The organism is Virgibacillus sp. AGTR (assembly GCF_016919725.2).
Lineage (GTDB): Bacteria > Bacillota > Bacilli > Bacillales > Amphibacillaceae > Virgibacillus > Virgibacillus salarius.
Map to the genome: position 1 here is coordinate 35,427 of NZ_JAJERH010000001.1, position 16,893 is coordinate 52,319.

Here is a 16,893-nt window from a genome sequence, read left to right on the forward strand (position 1 = left end):
TTTAAGATTTCGCGCTTCTATATATACAACCTATCCACTCATTTCCTTTATAGCAAACTACAGCATAGTAAATAACGGATGCAAACATTACTCCACCTTTCTCTCAAGTTGTGGTAGATGCTTATGTTCAATACGATAATTAATATGTAAAAATGGTATAGAGAACAGCCACATTCGATGTCTGGCTTTAAGTAAACCTTCCTCTACTTCTTCTACATCAAAGGTTTCTTCAATCGGCAACCTAAATAACCGATTTCTAATCACTAAATAAATACCCGAATCCGCTTTAGTTGTACGTACTTTTTTGCTGGTTAACTGCAAATGCTCTCCTTGTTGATTTAATTCCAAAATTCCAATCATGGATGTACGAGGCAATGGTAAAGCAATATTCATATAAGTACGCTCCCCACTTTGGTGATGGGAATATAACGCTACAAAAACAGTCTCTTGACTGATTTTTCTGACCCATGCTCTTGTATTGCTTCGGCCATCTATATGATCGGCGATCCCGTGTATATCTCCTGTCATTTCGTTACATCTACTGGATAAAGGTAAATTCAATTGCTTTATAAAGCGGCTTATTTGTCGATAGATAATTGCCAGGGGTAGAAACCAGTGATGCCAATATACTTCGGCAAATAATCGATAACTTTTTGTATTTTCATAGAAATCGATAATCGTTTTGGATAACGTCTCTGTATCGATATCATATGCAAATTGTTTCATAGAGTCTATAAGCCCGTTATAACTTTGTTCATCCGTCTTTCCATTTAGAATTGATTCGTCTACTACGACTGATCCTCTGATCTTACTAATTGGAAAGACTATCTCCCTTTGCTTACTTAATGGTGGAGCAACTAACCAGCCTATTGTACCTATTCCTGCAAACAGTATGATATTTATCAAGCCATGAAACAGTATCATGAAGTCAATGGAAATAAAGAATCGCTCTGAAAGATTCCCAAGTGCATATATAAGTGAGAAAAGTATTGAAATTCCTAATGCACTGTATGAAATACGGACAAACCATTTTTGGAACGTGTTTTGGAACGAAGTTTGAAATGATAAGCCAATTAAACCATATATTCCAATGATATAAAGTATGACAGACACGAATTCCAAAATAACCGAGAACGTAATTCCTAACGCGACAACCATAGGTGAAATGATAATAATGGTTGCGACTAATGGATACCATTTCGATTGATGGACTCTTCCTAAAAGCCCGACAGAAACAGGTAATAGAAATGCAGAATAGTGAAAATGATTTGCTGTTAACCATGTAATAATAGGTGAAAAGCCTGTATCAATCTGTGCTTCATGCGCCACAAACCAAGCTCCACCTATAACCATATAAATAAGTCCAATATCAATTAAAAACTCCTCGACATGTACAAAACCTCTATGTAGAAAACGGTTGACCCCAAGGATTGCCAACATGATTGTAAACATGAAATAGATGGTTGCCAGTATTGTATCAATTGGAGAATCTTGTGTTATTTGCAGTACAAAAATGGCTATAGATGCGACAATTCCAAAATATGGATAAAAAGTGGGGATCCAGCCTCTTTGTTCTTTTAAAATGATGTGCAGCATGTATGGCACAAAAATTAATTGTGCTGCAGATAATATTAATAAGTACCAAGAATCTTCTCCATACAAGATAATCAGAATGAATAAGACACTATTCATACAGGCTACTTTAAAAAATGTCATTGCTTTTAAACTCCCCTTCATATGAGAAAACCGTTCCAATTATAGGATTTTTAACCTGAACCTGTATATAGTACACCGCTTTCGTTTCCATATATGTTTCCGTTACAGTAGCCAATCCCTGAAATATTTTGGGTAATGGAATTTCTATAAATGGTAATACGAGTCTCTGTTTTTTAGAATCAATTCGCAATCCTCCTTCTTTCGTTATTGACAGTGCTAAATCGGAATAAAACTTAGCAGGTTCACCTAGATAATCTTGGATAAGGTTTTGTTCGGAATTTAGATACATACGTGCATTAAAAAAGCGCTTTTTATGATTAAAATAAAATACTCTTTCCCAGTGAACCTGTTCGGTTCCATCGCTTGCTATTATTTGCGAATTTACAATTTCAAATGGAATATTCTTTCCAGATTCAGGAAAGAATAATTTATACTTTTTACCTAGCCAAAAGATAGGAAATAACCACATTGGTCCCCCTCTTACACATTTCATCACTCCCGTTGCTTTAAAGATACTATTTCTTTTAAATTCATATCGTCTTTGTAACATAGGGTGAAGATCATAAAATTGGTTTTCTAATACCTTTTTATAAATAGACATTTGCAACTCCTTCTTACTTACGCTTACAGCTTCTTGCTGTAGGAATATTCTTAGTAGTGTGTAACCCTACGATAGAAACCACTAGCAAAGCCAAATTAAACGTTACGGGATTAAATGGATGAAAGAGCTGATCTGGAGTTGTTAAACTGGCTATGATTCCTAATAACGGAAAAATTGCAATTTGTATTATGTATAACCATCTTCTATTTTCGTAGAATAGCCACATCAACCCAAACATAACTTCTATCGCTCCAGTGATCATAATTAGCACAGATGCTTGTTTTACATTGATTGAAAGTGCCGTTTGTACCATTGATAATTCAACAGGATGTTGGTGTATCAACTTAGCAGCTAATCCATGATAGAGCCAAATAAAGCTAAATAACAAGGTGAATAACCAACTACTAAAGAAACGTAAATACTGTGTTGTTGGCATCTCTCCTTCTTCTATCCACCTTTTTAACACAGCAAAACTGATTGCTGTGGCCCATCCCACCAATGGACGAAAAATGAAAAAATCAAACAGTTTACCTAAGTACCCAAACCTTGTTTTATAGTTATATTTTGTAAGAAACAGTGTAGAATCTTGTTGCGGTATGTATTTCCAATACCCTCCACCTTCCTTAATAATGGATACTGTCTGATCTGAACCAAACTGCAGGGAGGATACCTTAGATCCATCCTTTGTATTGGAGCTTCCGGAACTTCTCCCCCAGCCTTTTATTTGTAAACCAAAGCCAATTCTCGTTTTATACGAGAATTTTTGTTGCTGCTTCACTTCATCCTTTGGTAAATACGAGATAGATGAAAAACGTAAATCCCACTTTTCATGTAAGTCCGGTGTTTGTGTGAATTTCCATATTGTTTCTGTATCCGATTGAATGGGTATTTCTACATAAATTGGTTTGTTCTTCATAGTATCACCTCCTCTTATTCTTCCAATATAACATATATTTTTAGGGAATAATCACAATTATCCGGCAAGCATACGATTCGTTTGATAATAAGTACCTATATGTGCATATATTTCCATTGAATAAAATAGGGCTATCAGCATACAATAAGAACAAACGTTCTTTTTTCGGAGGTGGATTAATATGAACTATGCTTCTTATCCACGCAACGATGTACTTTGCATTGATATGCGCTCCTTTTATGCAAGTGTCGAAGCAATTAAATTAGGAAAAGATCCAATGAAGGTCCTGCTTGCAGTTGTAGGGGATCCGAACCGATCAGGAAGTATTGTACTGGCAGCATCGCCAGCTTTAAAGAAAAAATATGGAATTAGCAATGTCAGCCGCTTTTTTGAGCTACCGGATGATCCAGATTTATATATTGTCCGTGCACATATGGCTGATTACTTATATGTGTCTGCTGAAATAACCAAATTAATTAATCAGTATGTGCCTAAGGAAGCTATTCATCCATACTCTGTTGATGAAGTCTGGGTTACCGTTAATGGATTAACAAAATTGTTTGGCAGTCGTTGGGAAGTGGCAAAACGGATGAAGCACGACATCCTTGAATGCTTTGGAATTACGAGCTCTATTGGTATCGGTGATAATAAATTCCTTGCAAAAGTTGTTATGGATCTTCATGCCAAAAAGCAAGGAATTGCGGAATGCAAATATGAGGATGTCGAAGCAAAGTTATGGTCATTTCCGATAGAAGCAATATGGGGAATTGGCAGTAGAATGAAGAATAATTTAAACAAGATGGGGATTGTCACACTGGGACAGCTTGCACGCTATGATTTAAATCACTTAAAAAAACGTTTTGGGGTGATGGGAGAACAGCTTTATTGGCATGCTTGGGGAATCGATTTAAGCCCAGTCCTCGGTGATTTTGTTAAAACGGAACAAAAGGGATTTGGTCATGGTATTTCCTTACTACGTGATTACTCTATGCAAGAAACAGAAGTTTGTCTACTTGACCTTTGTGAAGAAGTATGTCGTAGAGCTCGCACTGCTAACATGGCTGGTAAAACGATTCATCTAGCAATCGGCTATTCTAAAGCTACAGGAGGTGGTTTTTCCCGTTCTCGCTCTATCCAAATCCCGACAAATGTGACGATGGATGTTTACCATGTTTGTATGGATTTGTTTTTACAGTTTTATGATGGAGTAAGCAGCGTTCGTCGTGCCTATGTTACATTAGATAATTTATATAAAAAACAAGAAACACAGCTCAATTTGTTTGAAGACAGGGCAAAGAAAAATGATATTGGTTATACGATGGACGCTATCCGTGCCAAATATGGTTCTACTTCTATTCTCCGTGCCATCAGTTACACAGACGCTGGAATTACCCTAGAAAGAAGCCAAAAAATTGGTGGTCATTACGCTTAAAACAAACTCCCCTTTTTAAAAAGAGCACCATTTGCTTACAGCAAAAAGTGCTCGGAAACTAACAGCTATGCAAATATATCACTAATTTTTTGTACATCTGCTTGCGAAAGAGAAATCTCAGCAGCTCTTTTATTGCTAAGTACTTGATCAGGACGCTTAGCTCCAGGAATAAGAACATTAACCGAAGGCTGTGTCAAATACCAGGCCAGTACAATATGCACTACCTCTTCGCCATATGCTTCAGCTATCATGTTAACCTGTTTTACTTTCGCAAGATTTTCTTCGAATTTCTCACCTTGAAAATTAGGGTTCTGTGCTCGCAAATCAGTGAAAGTACTATTTATATTATATTTCCCAGCTAATAAACCTGATTCTAATGGAAAATAAGGAATGAACGTAATATTTTCTTTTTCGGTATAAGGAAAATATTTCGTTTCCGCATCACGTTTTAATAGATTGTATTCTGCTTGCAGTACGTCAACGTATCCATCTTTATTCGCTTCCTTTAATTGTTCCGGAGAAAAATTAGAAACACCAATGGATCGAATTTTCCCTTCATCTTTTAACTCTTTTAATGCGCCTACAGCTTCATCTTTTGGCGTATCTTCATCTGGAAAATGAATGTAAAATAAATCAATATAGTCTGTTTGCAGACGACGCAAACTATCCTCTACTGATCGTTTTAAAAATGCTGGTGAATTATCCATCACAATATCATCACCGATAAATTTATGTGCACCTTTGGTTGCGATGATAATATCTTCTCGCTTATATTCCTTCATTACTTCACCAATTAGCTCTTCAGAACGCTCTGGTCCATAGATAAAGGCTGTATCTAGCATATTAATCCCATTATTCAGCGCCTTACGCACAACATCCTGGCCCTCACGTTCATCTAACAGATTCGGATAAATATTATGTCCACCAACAGCATTTGTCCCTAGCCCAATTGGGTAGACCGAAATATCAGATTTCCCTAAATACGTTTGCTTAGCCATAAAGTAAAAACTCCTTTCCCGATAGGATTAATGCAATATTAACATGTTTTCTAAATTCAAGATACGATATTGCTTATAGCTTAAAAACAAAGTATGCAATTAGTCATTGCACATAAAATGAAACTTCAATCCGTGGGGGTTACTGCTAGTTATATGTGGGATAAAGCAAAGAGGCTGAGACAAAAGAACGGAAAAACAGCAAAAAACGAACAATAATTAGTTTAAATTAATTATCGTTCGTTTTTTGATTAAAATCATTCGTTGAACATCTAAAACAAGCGAGACTCCAGCGGGAACAGCACGAGTCCGAAGATCCACGTGGTAACGTGTTTTTCTTTACCCAGTTAGCTGAGGCCGTTCCCGCGGAAAGAGCGTATAGTTTCACGGTACGGCAATGCTACTCCTATTGATAATATGATTATTCGTATTTTGAGTAAGAAGTTGTGTTTTGTCCAGCCTCTTTATATGAAATCTATCGGTCTATTATTTCAGATAAGAAGCTTTTTCCTTCTGCCGTTGATGGTAGCTGAAAGAAATCGCAGAATGTAGCACCAACATCAGCCATTGTATCCCGGAGGCCAATATTCGCCTGTTTTACCTTCTTACCAAGAATCAAAATCGGCACATATTCCCTTGTATGATTAGTATGGCCAATTGTTGGATCATTTCCATGGTCAGCCATAACAATTAGCAAATCATCGTCTGCCATTAAAGGGAGAAACGAATCAGATAACCACTTATCAGTTTCATTTAATAGCTGACAATACCAATTAACATCCTCAGCATGTCCTGCCAAGTCTGTTTCCTGTACATTTATGAGAAAAGCTGCGTCTGCTTCTTCCTGTTCATAAACATGACTCACAGTATGGAGGAGATCGGTAGTGTTAACAATCGGATCAGATGGTCCCTCACCATGCAATACATCTGCAGTTTTTCCTAAGCGATGAACCTTCAAACCATGGTGCGCAGCAATCATCGGGAATTGCTGGTCAATTTCAACACCATAGCCCATGTGATACACATTATAGCCCTCTCCATAAACCTTGGCTTTCGGCGTATTCACTCCCCATTGTCCTTTATGCTTTTCTTCTACACAGGACAAAATATGCTCGATCGACGTATATGGTCCACCAAAAGCAATCACTCGAGTAGTATCTACGTTCTCACGGACGACACGACCAAGCTTTTTAACTTCTGAAAAAGGCATCTTCTTGAAATCAGCTGTTACATTAATAATATTTCCATATGCTGATTCTAAATTATCAGCAACAACTGCTGCATCGTTCACTAATAATATGGGACAATCTGCAATTGGATACGTCACACGATATCCAGCGTTCTCTAGTGCAACTTTCATTGTTAAATGAATGTCCTTCATTAGACGCTTATGCGATTTTTTGGGGCAGCTTCCAGCTATTTCTTGATGTCCCAAATACGTATCTGCGCCATGATGAGCTAATTTGGAACGACCATAGGCATTTGGTGGTGGAACTTGATTGTCAACCAAAGCCCCAAGACCTGATTGATACATAAAGGGAATTTGTAAATCATCTTTTTTCACATCACGAATATGCTTATACGTGTTAGCCGTGCAATCAGATGGTTGATAATCAACACAATCATCCATTGCGCCAATTCCAAAGCTGTCAATGACAAGTAATGTCATTTTCGCCATGATCACCACTTCCTTTCTAGATGTACAAGCTCGGGTGTTCCAGACTGTATCCCTTCAACAAGTGCTACATGAGCTCTGGTTACAAATATTTGTGTACGGAAGGAAAAAATAGCTGTATCGCCAATCTTTACTTTAAAACAATCTGGTTTTGCAATGGAACCGTAATAGTCAATAGCTTCTGGGCTACTTTGCCTTGCCGCCACATACTGTTGAAGAATGGATTCTTTGTGACTTCCTACTAAACAGCCTTCCATATTCGATCTCCCATAAAAACCACCAGCAATAACCTGATAATTGTCTTTCGTTTCGTGTGATACTTCAGAAACATAGATCATTGCAGGAATTTCTGGCAACCTCTTAAACGCATGTATTGGTGTTGTCCCTGTTAATCCATGTCCTGGCTCACCATGAGTTACTCCGTGAGCAGCTAGATACGGAATCGTGTCAACACTCGTCCCACTCGGACCATTGACCTGTTTTACTGTAATTCCTTTCTCTTCTAGTAATTGCTTTCCTTTTAATAACGTTGTGAGATTAGCAGTTGCAACCATTTCCTGCTTATTATCCGCTAATTGTAAATTAGGAAAAGTAGTTACACCTATTATCCGAACACCAGGTAAGGTTAGTATTCGATCAAGTTCTCGATGTAGCTCACCTAGTGGAATCCCACCCTCCTGCGATTCATAAATACTGTCTTCAGGGCCAACGACTTTCAATAAAATATCCTGCTTTGTACCAATATCTACTGCTGCATCTGATAATTGTTTTGAACGCTCATATGAAAATATCGTAACAACCTCTGGGCTCCAGCTAAGTATCTCCTTCCACTGATGCTTTCCAGGTTGAACCAAATGTCCAATATTACCTATCGCGATACCGTGATCTGCGAGTACTTTACCTTCATCAAAGTCAACAGCTACTGCTTTTTTTATTCCACTTTCTACGATATAATTTACAACCTCCGGAAATCGGCCTAGCTGCTTACTCATAAAATATAATTCCATTCCATGCTTTTTAGCAGTATCTGCTAACATGCTGGCATTTGCTTTTAGAGCATCTACATCGATAATATACGTATTTGGAGGAATCTCTCCGTTTTGATGTAACGAAAGCCCGGCATATATCAGCTCTGGATTTCTTTGTATTGTTGTATGCAAAAACATGGAAGCACCCCTCCTTCATAAAAATCTAGTTGACCATTTTTATTGCTTTATTTAAGATATGAATAACTGTGGATGCTCCCGATTTCATCGGGTTAATGCGTAATCCATATTGTTTTAAGTGTGGCTGTGCTTCAATAAAACTGCCTGAAACACGATAAATCATTGGAATAATTTCATATTTTGATTCTGCGCCTACTGGATGAGTAGCAGCACCAAGTCCATTACTGTTTTGAATAACTTCTTGCGCAATTGGCTGCTCTAGCTCAACAATGACATTTTTTGATTGCGCATTTGTCATATAGGCTGCTGCAATTCCTTCGATGACGCCCTCATTTAATTGTTTACAAACCTCTTCAACCTGTTCATTCTGCGTTGCTAGTGATACTGGAGCAAATGTCATCATACGTAAAAGTTCCATCGCTTCATATCCCTGTACTTGTCCACCACCAGAATAATTTCGTTGCTGTAGTGTCTCTATACCGTCTTTTTTCCCTACAATTACTCCAATACCTTCTGGCCCAAGCAGCTTGAATCCGGAAAACGTAGAATAATCAGCACCATATTCTACACCAATCCCATAAGCTTTCATCGCACAATAATTATCGTCAACAACGATTGGAAGGTCTGAACGAATATTCTTCACCGTTTGAATAACCTCTTTTAGATGGTAGATATCTGTCGGCTGTTGCCTTGCATGCTGAATATAAAAAAGCTTACAGGATTGATTCTGTTGCACAGCTTCCTTTACAGCATTCAAATCATTGTAATTTATTGATTCTGTCTGAATACCTAGAATACGAATCGTATCCTTCGTCGTTGTATAAACAGGAGCAGTATGAATGAACATGCTATCACCAGCTTCAAGGAGCGTGCTCAGAATGATTCGAATCGCACTTGTACCTGCACCTCGAACGAGAGCAGACTTTTCAGCTTCAAAAAAATCGGCAATAACACGCTCTACCCTTTCCGTTTGTTCTGGTTTCTGATAACGAGGAGCGACACCAAGGTCACCCATAGATAAGAATTGATCACCTGTAAAATATTTACTCATACTATGGGTTAATTTAAATTGAAGCTGTTGAGCCTCCTCAACTGTCAACGTTGGAAGTACAGATGAAGCATATTTTAATTTTTCCGGATTGTAAGCCATATTACCGCTCCTTTACTGAAAATGCATTTGCTGGATTTTTTACAAGCAGGTCTGTAATTACCGTCTCCGTTACACCACGTTTTTTTAATGCAGGGATAAAATCGTTTAACACAAGATCATATCCCGGACCACCAAATTTATGCCAATGGGATTTTCGTGTTAAGTCTGCTGACAAAACAATTTGTTTATGGAAACCTCTCTCAATAAAATCTAATAGAAAGTCCAAACGCTCCTCATCCGGTCTGTAATTATTCTTACCAATCGTATCAAATCCAATATATACACCAGATTGAAGTACGTCTAAAACCTCTTCCTTATTAGGATTTAAATCCTGATGACCAATGATTATTTGTTCCTTCGGTAATCCCAATGCAAAAAACATGTCCACTTGCTTACTACCTAGCGTCCCTAAAGATGTATGGGTGGAAATCGGTAAGCCTGTCTCTAGACCAGCCATGCCAGCTCCAATAATGAGCTCTTTTTCCACTGGTTTTATCTCATTAACACTTGTCCCTACCTCCCCGATAATTCCAGGAAGAACACCTGTATCCTCAATTCCTTCTTTACTTTCTTTTATGAAATGAGTAGCAAATTGTTCACGATCCCACCCCTGGGCAAATTCAGGTATGAATGGATCTTTATAAAAACCAGTACATGTAACAATGTGTACACCAGATGCTTCACTTAAACGAACTAGCCTTTTGACATCTCTTCCCATTCCATCATTCGTCAGTTCTATCAAGGATCGTCCACCTGCTTGATAAAAATAAGCAAGTTCTTCCATCATCCCTTGTTCATCATCCAAAATTGTATCTGGATCCCCTTTTACTCTAGATAAGTCAATGGAGAGGTGCTCATGCGCCGCACAAACACCAAATGCTTCTTTCTCAATTTTTCCCTTTACAGTCTGTATCATTTGCTAATCACTCCTATGCTGTTTGTACTTAAGATACTGACATAATTCCTAGTAGTACCAATATGTTTGCAATAACACCAACTGCGATTGCTCCAACAGGCCCAACCGCCATTCGGACGATTGGTCTTCCAGCAACCTCATTCAATAAATAGAAGCCTGCGATAAAGAAGAATCCAAAACCAGGTGCAATGATATTTGCTGCATTTGCCCCTCCAATTAATAAGGCAACTTCTAATAATTTTGTCATTGCACTACGAATATTTTCCCCTGAGTTCCTTACACCAGGGTATTTGTCTAAGAACTTAGCAATCGAACTTAATAACATTACTTCTAAAAAGATAACAATAGCCCCAACAATTACTGCCACCCAAACATTTGGTACGAATAGACCAACTACAAATATCAAGGTGAATCCAACAGGACTGTAGACACCAGTAGCTATTGCTGTACTGGCAACTAAAGGAATGAAACCAATGGCTCTAGCTGCAGCAGCAATTCCAGCATCTGTTTGCTTTCCTTCAGCTAATAGATTAAGAGAAATTGGGTCTCCGGCCATTAGTAATAGATTCGTCGCACCAGCAATTAGTGCACCAATAATCATAAAGAAGACAACATTCTTTTTAATTGATTTAACTTTCTCACTGAATATGGATGCTAAGTCAACAGATGAACCTTCTTCCGCCTTTTCCCTCATAGCAAAAGCAAATAAGAAAATCATACCAGCGATAAGAGCCATACCCTCTTGATTTAACGTGATCACGTTATCACCGATACTTAGGAAGCCACTATCATTGACAAACACCGCTAGCTGCCTAACTAGTGCCGCTACAATAAACGTAACAATCCCTTTCTTAACACTAAATTGCATCGCAACTGCTAATGCTGGGAAAGCCATAAATGTTACAACTACTGGTGTTCCTACCTCTCCCATCGGTTCAAGGAAGTTAACAGGTAAGTATTCAAATAGCTTTACAAAGCCTTCCAATCCCATCAATAGTCCCCAACCATATAAACCACCAATTACTGCGGCAACGGGTGTACCCCACTTATTCTTCGGTGTCATCAAGCCAATAATATCTGTTCCAAGTAAAATACTATGAATCAAAATAATACTTGCTGTAATGGTAAAAGGTATTCCAAATCCTACTACTAAACCAAAACTCATGGCAAATGCCGTTAGCCCTAGCTCTCTACGCTTCAATCGTCCCTCTAAATGCTCCGATACAATTGGCCGTAACCCATCATTGAAAACGGCTATGTTCATGTTGGCTAGTACAGCGGCAATTGCCCCAATCAAAATTACAAATATCATTTCCATCTAATAGTCCCCCTTTATTTGTGATTATCCTTTATTTTTTAAAGCTTGAAGGATCATAGGAACCGCTGCTTCCATATGATCACCAGTAAAACCGAAAGCTATTTTCCCCTCTTTTACAGCCTCTGCTACTCTGGAAGCGTCAGGCTTCTTCCCTGGCATAGACACCGTTTCACATTTATCTTTTCCTATCATCGCAATTGCCATTGCAAGTGCACCGCCACCACCAGTATGGCAAGCACCTAAATAATAATCGGCTTGACCTGTTTTCATGGCCATTGCTGCATCTAAATCTGACTTCACAACAGTCTCAACAGCGGGATCCACATCTTTAATTAACGCTTCAATCGCTTTTTTCTCTACTTGTCCACCTATAACAATTTTCATTTTTTATTTCCTCCTTTATTCATAGCTAATACGTTTGTATAATGCATGTATAAAAATTCCTTTTCTTCCTGAGGAAGCTCTTTCTCCCAGCTCTGTTGTACCTTATTCACATGTCTTTCTGCATCTAGATAATAAGCAGATTGCTTCACTTCTTCCATAATAGCAGGAGATGGGGCCTCAAGAGCTTCACCTCTTTCAATTCTTGTCAATGCAGAAGGTAAGTGAGTAAATAACATTTCTGCCTGATCCACCTCTTCTAGCTCTAATTCATTCACTAATTCTTGAAAAGCAGCTAAAGTAATATGACATGCTTCTTTCGTTATTACCTCCCCTAAGACTAAAATGTGGAGTCTATCTTCTAATTCAGCTACATTCATACATATACCCCCTAGATAAAATACAGTTTTCTGTATATTGATGATAAAAAACTGCCTCACACTAATAGTGTGGGAGCTTTTCCTTATTCACAACCTGTTGCTGAATTCGTAGTATTTTTTCTTTATCCAGCTTTGTAATGTATTCCTTTACATCTTTTCGATCTTTTTCAATAAGAATGACCGAAGTAGATGCATTTTTCACGACTTGCCGTGTAGACGCTGACTGAAATTCGCCTACTTGGAAGGTTTCTCTTGCTCGATTTTCATCAGCATTCCAAACTGCTGCATCGAGATCTCCCTTTAAAAGCATTTCAAAGAGCTGCATATAGTTAACAGGTATTAACTCAACATCAAGGCCTCTGCATTCCATGAGTGTAATTTTCGATTGATCTATTGAAGTATAATCTATCCCGACACGCATACCATCTTTTATTTTTTGTTCACCATGGTTAGAAAAAAAGATTTGGTGTGCTGTAACATACGTATGGGCTCCAAAATTCAGCGCTATCTCTAGATTCTCATCCTCAGAAACTTCTTGTTCAGCTGCAAGCTGGGACATAATTACAAAATCAGACCTTCTTGCCTTTAACGACTCAAGCCGTTGTTTAGATCCTCTCATGTAAGCAAGGTCGATATGATTTAACATCGCTTCCGATGCCTCAATTAATCCTGTTGCCAACCCTTCATACTTAGGTGAATATGGCAGCGGCATAGCACCTATTAACGAGCCAACACCTGCTATTTCTTTCAGTAATACAACATCTTTCTTTCGTAAAAACGTTCCAAGATGTCCCCTTGCTTCCAAATGAATAGCGTGCAAGTTTTCTAAAACCTTTAAAGCACCTTGAACGGTTCCATTTCCAATCTCTAATGTTTTCGCTAAGTCGCTTACTCTAGGAATTCTATCCCCCTCTTGAATATGCAGCATTTTTCCAGCTATCTCTTTTGCCGCTAAACCATTTTTTGAAAATAAACTTTCCCAAATTCTGCTCATATCGACTCCTTCATAATATACAAAATATTGTATATTGCAATTATACCGCTTACATAAATGAATTGCAATAATAATTTTATTGATTTTGTTAATGTTTTCACCCTAATATCGATTGCCATACAGACAGGATGGTTTTGCCTTGCTGTCCACTCTACATTACCTAAAAAACAGCAAACAATGAACATTTGATGAACGGATCGATATAATACTACAAGGATTATTTTGTTACGCGCATACAAGGAGGTACTATTTCGGATGAAACAACACAGTGTCTTAATCGGGTCACCCATTCATCAGGAATACCCTATTCTAAAAGAATTTTTAACATCTTTATCTGAGCTGAAGCAAACAAATATTACTATCCATTATATGTTCGTTGATGATAATACTGATAAAGCTTCAAAGCAACTATTGAGGAACTTCGCTCAAGATAATGAAGGCAGTACAGAAATTATTGCTCCCTCTCCCTATGACCATCAGGGGTATTCTCGTAATGGTAATACGCATATTTGGAATCATCAAGCTATCTGGAAAGTAGCTGAATTTAAGAATCAAATTATCAAACAGGCAAGGGATAAAGGGTATGATTATTTATTCTTAATTGATTCAGACCTTCTTATTCATCCAAACACCATTGAATATTTAATTCGAATAGACAAGAACATTATTTCTACCATCTTTTGGACAAAATGGCAGATAAACGCAGACCCACTTCCACAAGTATGGGTTCAAGATGAATATACTTTATATCACGCTACACATGGAGAACGATTATCAGATGAAGAAAAAAAACGCAGAACTATGGAATTCATTAATCAATTAAAGGTGCCTGGAACGTATGAAGTTGGTGGATTAGGTGCATGTACGTTACTTAGTGCACACGCATTAAATACTGGTGTAAACTTTAGTCCAATTCCGAATCTTTCTTTTTGGGGGGAGGATCGTCACTTTTGTATTAGAGCACAGGCATTAGGATTATCATTATATGTTGACACACACTATCCAGCTTACCATATTTACCGTAGCTCGGATCTTGAAGCTGTAGAGGATTACAAGGACGATAATCAAGAACGTATCTCTCCTCTAGAAGTATCTGATATCTTAGCTAAGCGTATTAGTAAAGACAATAACAATAAAATAACATTATCCATGATTATGAAAAATGAAGCCTCACGATATTTAAAAAAAGTATTACTTCAGCATAGGGACTTCATTGATTCGGCGGTTATTATTGATGATGGCAGTGAGGACAATAGTATAGAGGTGTGTAAACAAATTTTAGCTGGCATTCCGACGCATATCGTCCAAAACAAAAGATCTACATTTGCAAATGAAGTAGAACTAAGAAAACAACAATGGGAGGAAACAATAAAAACAAAACCAGACTGGATTTTGAATCTAGATGCTGATGAACTGTTAGAAGATAAAGCGACAAATGAGATTCGTGAATTAATCAATCAATCGGATATCGATCTCTATAGCTTCAGACTCTATGATATGTGGGATGAAGAACATTATAGAGATGATAATTACTGGCAATCCCATTTGTGCTATCGGCCATTTTTATTACGATATCAACCAAACTTTGATTATCAATGGAAGAAGAAAAGGTTTCATTGTGGTAGATTTCCTGCGAATATTTATCATCTGCCAAATGCAATTTCCCGACTACGAATTAAACATTTTGGCTGGACAAATGCTAAGGAGCGTCAGCAAAAATATAACCGATATTTAGAGCTTGATCCAGATAGTGAATTTGGCTGGAACGAACAATATCAATCTATTTTAGATGCGCACCCTAGATTAATTAAATGGCAAGACTAGTCAACTGAGCCATAGAGTCTCAATCTATCAAATTGGGACTTTTTTTATAGTCTAGGAAATCATAACATTTTCCCCATATGGATAAATATCGGCGCGTTAAGCCACTTCCAGCTTCAGCGCCCAGAAACGAGGCGACTTCACAAATCACCTTACGATAAGTCATCATTGGCTCGCAAGCTCACCGTGATTCCTTTACCTCCGTTGACTCGCTCCAATCGTTACGTTTCTAATCGGACGCTTATGCTTTTGTACTTAAGTTGGTCTTCTTTTGTGATCTAACTACTTTATTCAAACCCTCGTATACTTATATTCTCCTCATAATAAGAAAATTGTCATAAGAGACAAGCAATGTATTGTAAAATAAAAAAGTGAGTTTTGTTTGCTCCATCGTTTCTTATTTATGTTATGCAATATTATTCTTTAATAAAGTAATCAGCTCTTGTACGAATGAATGTATTTACCTGAAGGGAGATGTTTTATTTGCAAAATAATTTACATGTATTGATAATGGGTGGAGATGCTCGATATCTACATGTGATCCGCATGTTAGCGCAGGAAAACATAACCGTCTACGTGATTGGATATGATCATATTCATTTTAATGAAATAAATGTTCAGCATGTCGAGTTAGAAAGTATTGACCACTCCATTTTAAATGCTATTATACTTCCTGTTGCTGGTACTGATACAAAAGGAAAAGTAGAAGTAACTTATTCAGACAAGTCAATATATTTAACCGAACAGCTTTTATCTTGTACACCATCAAATTGTGTTATTTACACCGGTACTTCCAATAATTACTTAGATCATGCAACAGCTGCTACGAATCGTAAATTAGTTAAACTCTTTGCTCGTGATGATATTGCTATTTATAATTCTATTCCAACCGCTGAAGGTGCACTTAAAATAGCCATAGAAGAAACAGATGTAACAATACATGGCTCTAATGTTAGTATACTTGGATTTGGAAGAGTAGGCATGACGGTCGCAAGATTATTTCAATCGGTTGGTGCACATGTATCTGTCGCAGTTAGAAGCTCCACCGCAATCGCTCGCATTACAGAGATGGGCTTTACGCCCGTTCAGTTGCGTGATTTAAAGCAAGCAATTGAAACAATGGATATTTGTATTAATACCATACCAGATAACGTAGTTGATAAAACCATCATTTCAGCAATGAAGCCAAGTATGTTTATCATTGATTTAGCATCAAAACCCGGAGGAACAGACTTTAACTTTGCAGCAAAACAGGGTATTAAAGCTTCGCATGCACTTGGTCTACCAGGTAAGGTTGCATCAAAGTCCGCTGGGATAATCATTGCTAATGTTTTATTGAGCTTATTAGAAGAAAGAGCTTAACAATTGTACCATATTACAATGATCACCTTTACGATTCGTATTAAATACTCACGGTTGAAGCGATCGTTTC

The 16,893-nt window shown here is 37.7% G+C and carries 15 protein-coding genes; 3 read left to right on the forward strand and 12 right to left on the reverse strand.

Features of this window, described 5'->3' with window-relative positions; all coding sequences use genetic code 11:
- Positions 1 to 87 precede the first annotated feature (87 nt).
- From JUJ52_RS00160 to JUJ52_RS00170, 3 genes are read right to left on the reverse strand one after another with little or no spacing between them, the layout of a single operon-like run.
- Complete coding sequence (locus JUJ52_RS00160) at positions 88 to 1,716, reverse strand: YndJ family protein (protein ID WP_226983505.1); 1,629 nt, start codon at positions 1,714 to 1,716, stop codon at positions 88 to 90.
- Entirely contained in the window at positions 1,703 to 2,317 is a 615-nt protein-coding gene (locus JUJ52_RS00165) for a DUF4166 domain-containing protein (protein ID WP_026682152.1), read from the reverse strand. Before JUJ52_RS00165 ends, JUJ52_RS00160 begins: the two co-directional genes overlap by 14 nt.
- A gap of 13 nt (positions 2,318 to 2,330) precedes the next feature.
- Entirely contained in the window at positions 2,331 to 3,233 is a 903-nt protein-coding gene (locus tag JUJ52_RS00170; RefSeq protein ID WP_205388486.1) for a DoxX-like family protein, read from the reverse strand.
- Between the two features lie 181 nt (positions 3,234 to 3,414).
- On the opposite strand from JUJ52_RS00170, the gene JUJ52_RS00175 reads away from it, so the two are divergent.
- Positions 3,415 to 4,665, forward strand: a complete 1,251-nt coding sequence (locus JUJ52_RS00175) for a DNA polymerase IV (protein ID WP_166529961.1) — start codon at positions 3,415 to 3,417, stop codon at positions 4,663 to 4,665.
- Between the two features lie 65 nt (positions 4,666 to 4,730).
- On the opposite strand, the gene JUJ52_RS00180 is transcribed toward JUJ52_RS00175, so the two are convergent.
- From JUJ52_RS00180 to yhfZ, 9 genes are all read right to left on the reverse strand, one after another.
- The gene (locus JUJ52_RS00180; protein ID WP_121605008.1) at positions 4,731 to 5,663 is read right to left on the reverse strand and encodes an aldo/keto reductase; all 933 of its coding nucleotides are present in this window, start codon (positions 5,661 to 5,663) and stop codon (positions 4,731 to 4,733) included.
- Between the two features lie 472 nt (positions 5,664 to 6,135).
- On the reverse strand, positions 6,136 to 7,338 hold the full coding sequence (locus tag JUJ52_RS00185) for a phosphopentomutase (RefSeq protein WP_205388485.1): 1,203 nt from the start codon (positions 7,336 to 7,338) through the stop codon (positions 6,136 to 6,138).
- Between the two features lie 2 nt (positions 7,339 to 7,340).
- Positions 7,341 to 8,501, reverse strand: a complete 1,161-nt coding sequence (locus JUJ52_RS00190; protein ID WP_205388484.1) for an alanine racemase — start codon at positions 8,499 to 8,501, stop codon at positions 7,341 to 7,343.
- 25 nt (positions 8,502 to 8,526) lie between these two features.
- Positions 8,527 to 9,651 carry an aminotransferase class V-fold PLP-dependent enzyme gene (locus JUJ52_RS00195; RefSeq protein ID WP_205388483.1) on the reverse strand — a complete coding sequence of 375 codons (1,125 nt, stop codon included), beginning with the start codon at positions 9,649 to 9,651 and terminating at the stop codon, positions 8,527 to 8,529.
- Between the two features lies 1 nt (position 9,652).
- Positions 9,653 to 10,567: a phosphotriesterase family protein gene (locus tag JUJ52_RS00200; RefSeq protein WP_026682159.1), complete on the reverse strand. Its 915-nt coding sequence runs from the start codon at positions 10,565 to 10,567 to the stop codon at positions 9,653 to 9,655.
- 28 nt (positions 10,568 to 10,595) lie between these two features.
- Positions 10,596 to 11,885, reverse strand: coding sequence for a YhfT family protein (locus JUJ52_RS00205; protein ID WP_121605005.1), 1,290 nt, complete (start codon positions 11,883 to 11,885; stop codon positions 10,596 to 10,598).
- A gap of 24 nt (positions 11,886 to 11,909) precedes the next feature.
- Entirely contained in the window at positions 11,910 to 12,269 is a 360-nt protein-coding gene (locus JUJ52_RS00210; protein ID WP_205388482.1) for a DUF2620 domain-containing protein, read from the reverse strand.
- A complete protein-coding gene (locus JUJ52_RS00215) occupies positions 12,266 to 12,646 on the reverse strand; it encodes a PRD domain-containing protein (protein ID WP_026682161.1) in 381 nt (126 codons plus the stop codon). The genes JUJ52_RS00210 and JUJ52_RS00215 overlap by 4 nt, the downstream gene beginning before the upstream one ends.
- Positions 12,647 to 12,707: 61 nt before the next feature.
- Positions 12,708 to 13,640: a GntR family transcriptional regulator YhfZ gene (gene yhfZ / locus JUJ52_RS00220; RefSeq protein ID WP_034679368.1), complete on the reverse strand. Its 933-nt coding sequence runs from the start codon at positions 13,638 to 13,640 to the stop codon at positions 12,708 to 12,710.
- Positions 13,641 to 13,895: 255 nt separating this feature from the next.
- On the opposite strand from yhfZ, the gene JUJ52_RS00225 reads away from it, so the two are divergent.
- The gene (locus JUJ52_RS00225) at positions 13,896 to 15,464 is read left to right on the forward strand and encodes a glycosyltransferase (protein ID WP_121605004.1); all 1,569 of its coding nucleotides are present in this window, start codon (positions 13,896 to 13,898) and stop codon (positions 15,462 to 15,464) included.
- Positions 15,465 to 15,944: 480 nt separating this feature from the next.
- On the forward strand, positions 15,945 to 16,823 hold the full coding sequence (gene dpsA / locus JUJ52_RS00230) for a dipicolinate synthase subunit DpsA (RefSeq protein WP_026682164.1): 879 nt from the start codon (positions 15,945 to 15,947) through the stop codon (positions 16,821 to 16,823).
- Positions 16,824 to 16,893: the final 70 nt, after the last annotated feature.

Bases quoted from the DNA above. Each gene is read 5' to 3' on its own strand.
- JUJ52_RS00160 (WP_226983505.1), bottom strand. From the start codon at position 1,716: ATGACATTTTTTAAAGTAGCCTGTATGAATAGTGTCTTATTCATTCTG.
- JUJ52_RS00170 (WP_205388486.1), bottom strand. From the start codon at position 3,233: ATGAAGAACAAACCAATTTATGTAGAAATACCCATTCAATCGGATACA.
- JUJ52_RS00225 (WP_121605004.1), top strand. From the start codon at position 13,896: ATGAAACAACACAGTGTCTTAATCGGGTCACCCATTCATCAGGAATAC.
- JUJ52_RS00210 (WP_205388482.1), bottom strand. From the start codon at position 12,269: ATGAAAATTGTTATAGGTGGACAAGTAGAGAAAAAAGCGATTGAAGCG.
- JUJ52_RS00200 (WP_026682159.1), bottom strand. From the start codon at position 10,567: ATGATACAGACTGTAAAGGGAAAAATTGAGAAAGAAGCATTTGGTGTT.
- JUJ52_RS00190 (WP_205388484.1), bottom strand. From the start codon at position 8,501: ATGTTTTTGCATACAACAATACAAAGAAATCCAGAGCTGATATATGCC.
- JUJ52_RS00175 (WP_166529961.1), top strand. From the start codon at position 3,415: ATGAACTATGCTTCTTATCCACGCAACGATGTACTTTGCATTGATATG.
- JUJ52_RS00215 (WP_026682161.1), bottom strand. From the start codon at position 12,646: ATGAATGTAGCTGAATTAGAAGATAGACTCCACATTTTAGTCTTAGGG.
- JUJ52_RS00195 (WP_205388483.1), bottom strand. From the start codon at position 9,651: ATGGCTTACAATCCGGAAAAATTAAAATATGCTTCATCTGTACTTCCA.
- JUJ52_RS00205 (WP_121605005.1), bottom strand. From the start codon at position 11,885: ATGGAAATGATATTTGTAATTTTGATTGGGGCAATTGCCGCTGTACTA.
- JUJ52_RS00180 (WP_121605008.1), bottom strand. From the start codon at position 5,663: ATGGCTAAGCAAACGTATTTAGGGAAATCTGATATTTCGGTCTACCCA.
- yhfZ (WP_034679368.1), bottom strand. From the start codon at position 13,640: ATGAGCAGAATTTGGGAAAGTTTATTTTCAAAAAATGGTTTAGCGGCA.
- JUJ52_RS00185 (WP_205388485.1), bottom strand. From the start codon at position 7,338: ATGGCGAAAATGACATTACTTGTCATTGACAGCTTTGGAATTGGCGCA.
- JUJ52_RS00165 (WP_026682152.1), bottom strand. From the start codon at position 2,317: ATGTCTATTTATAAAAAGGTATTAGAAAACCAATTTTATGATCTTCAC.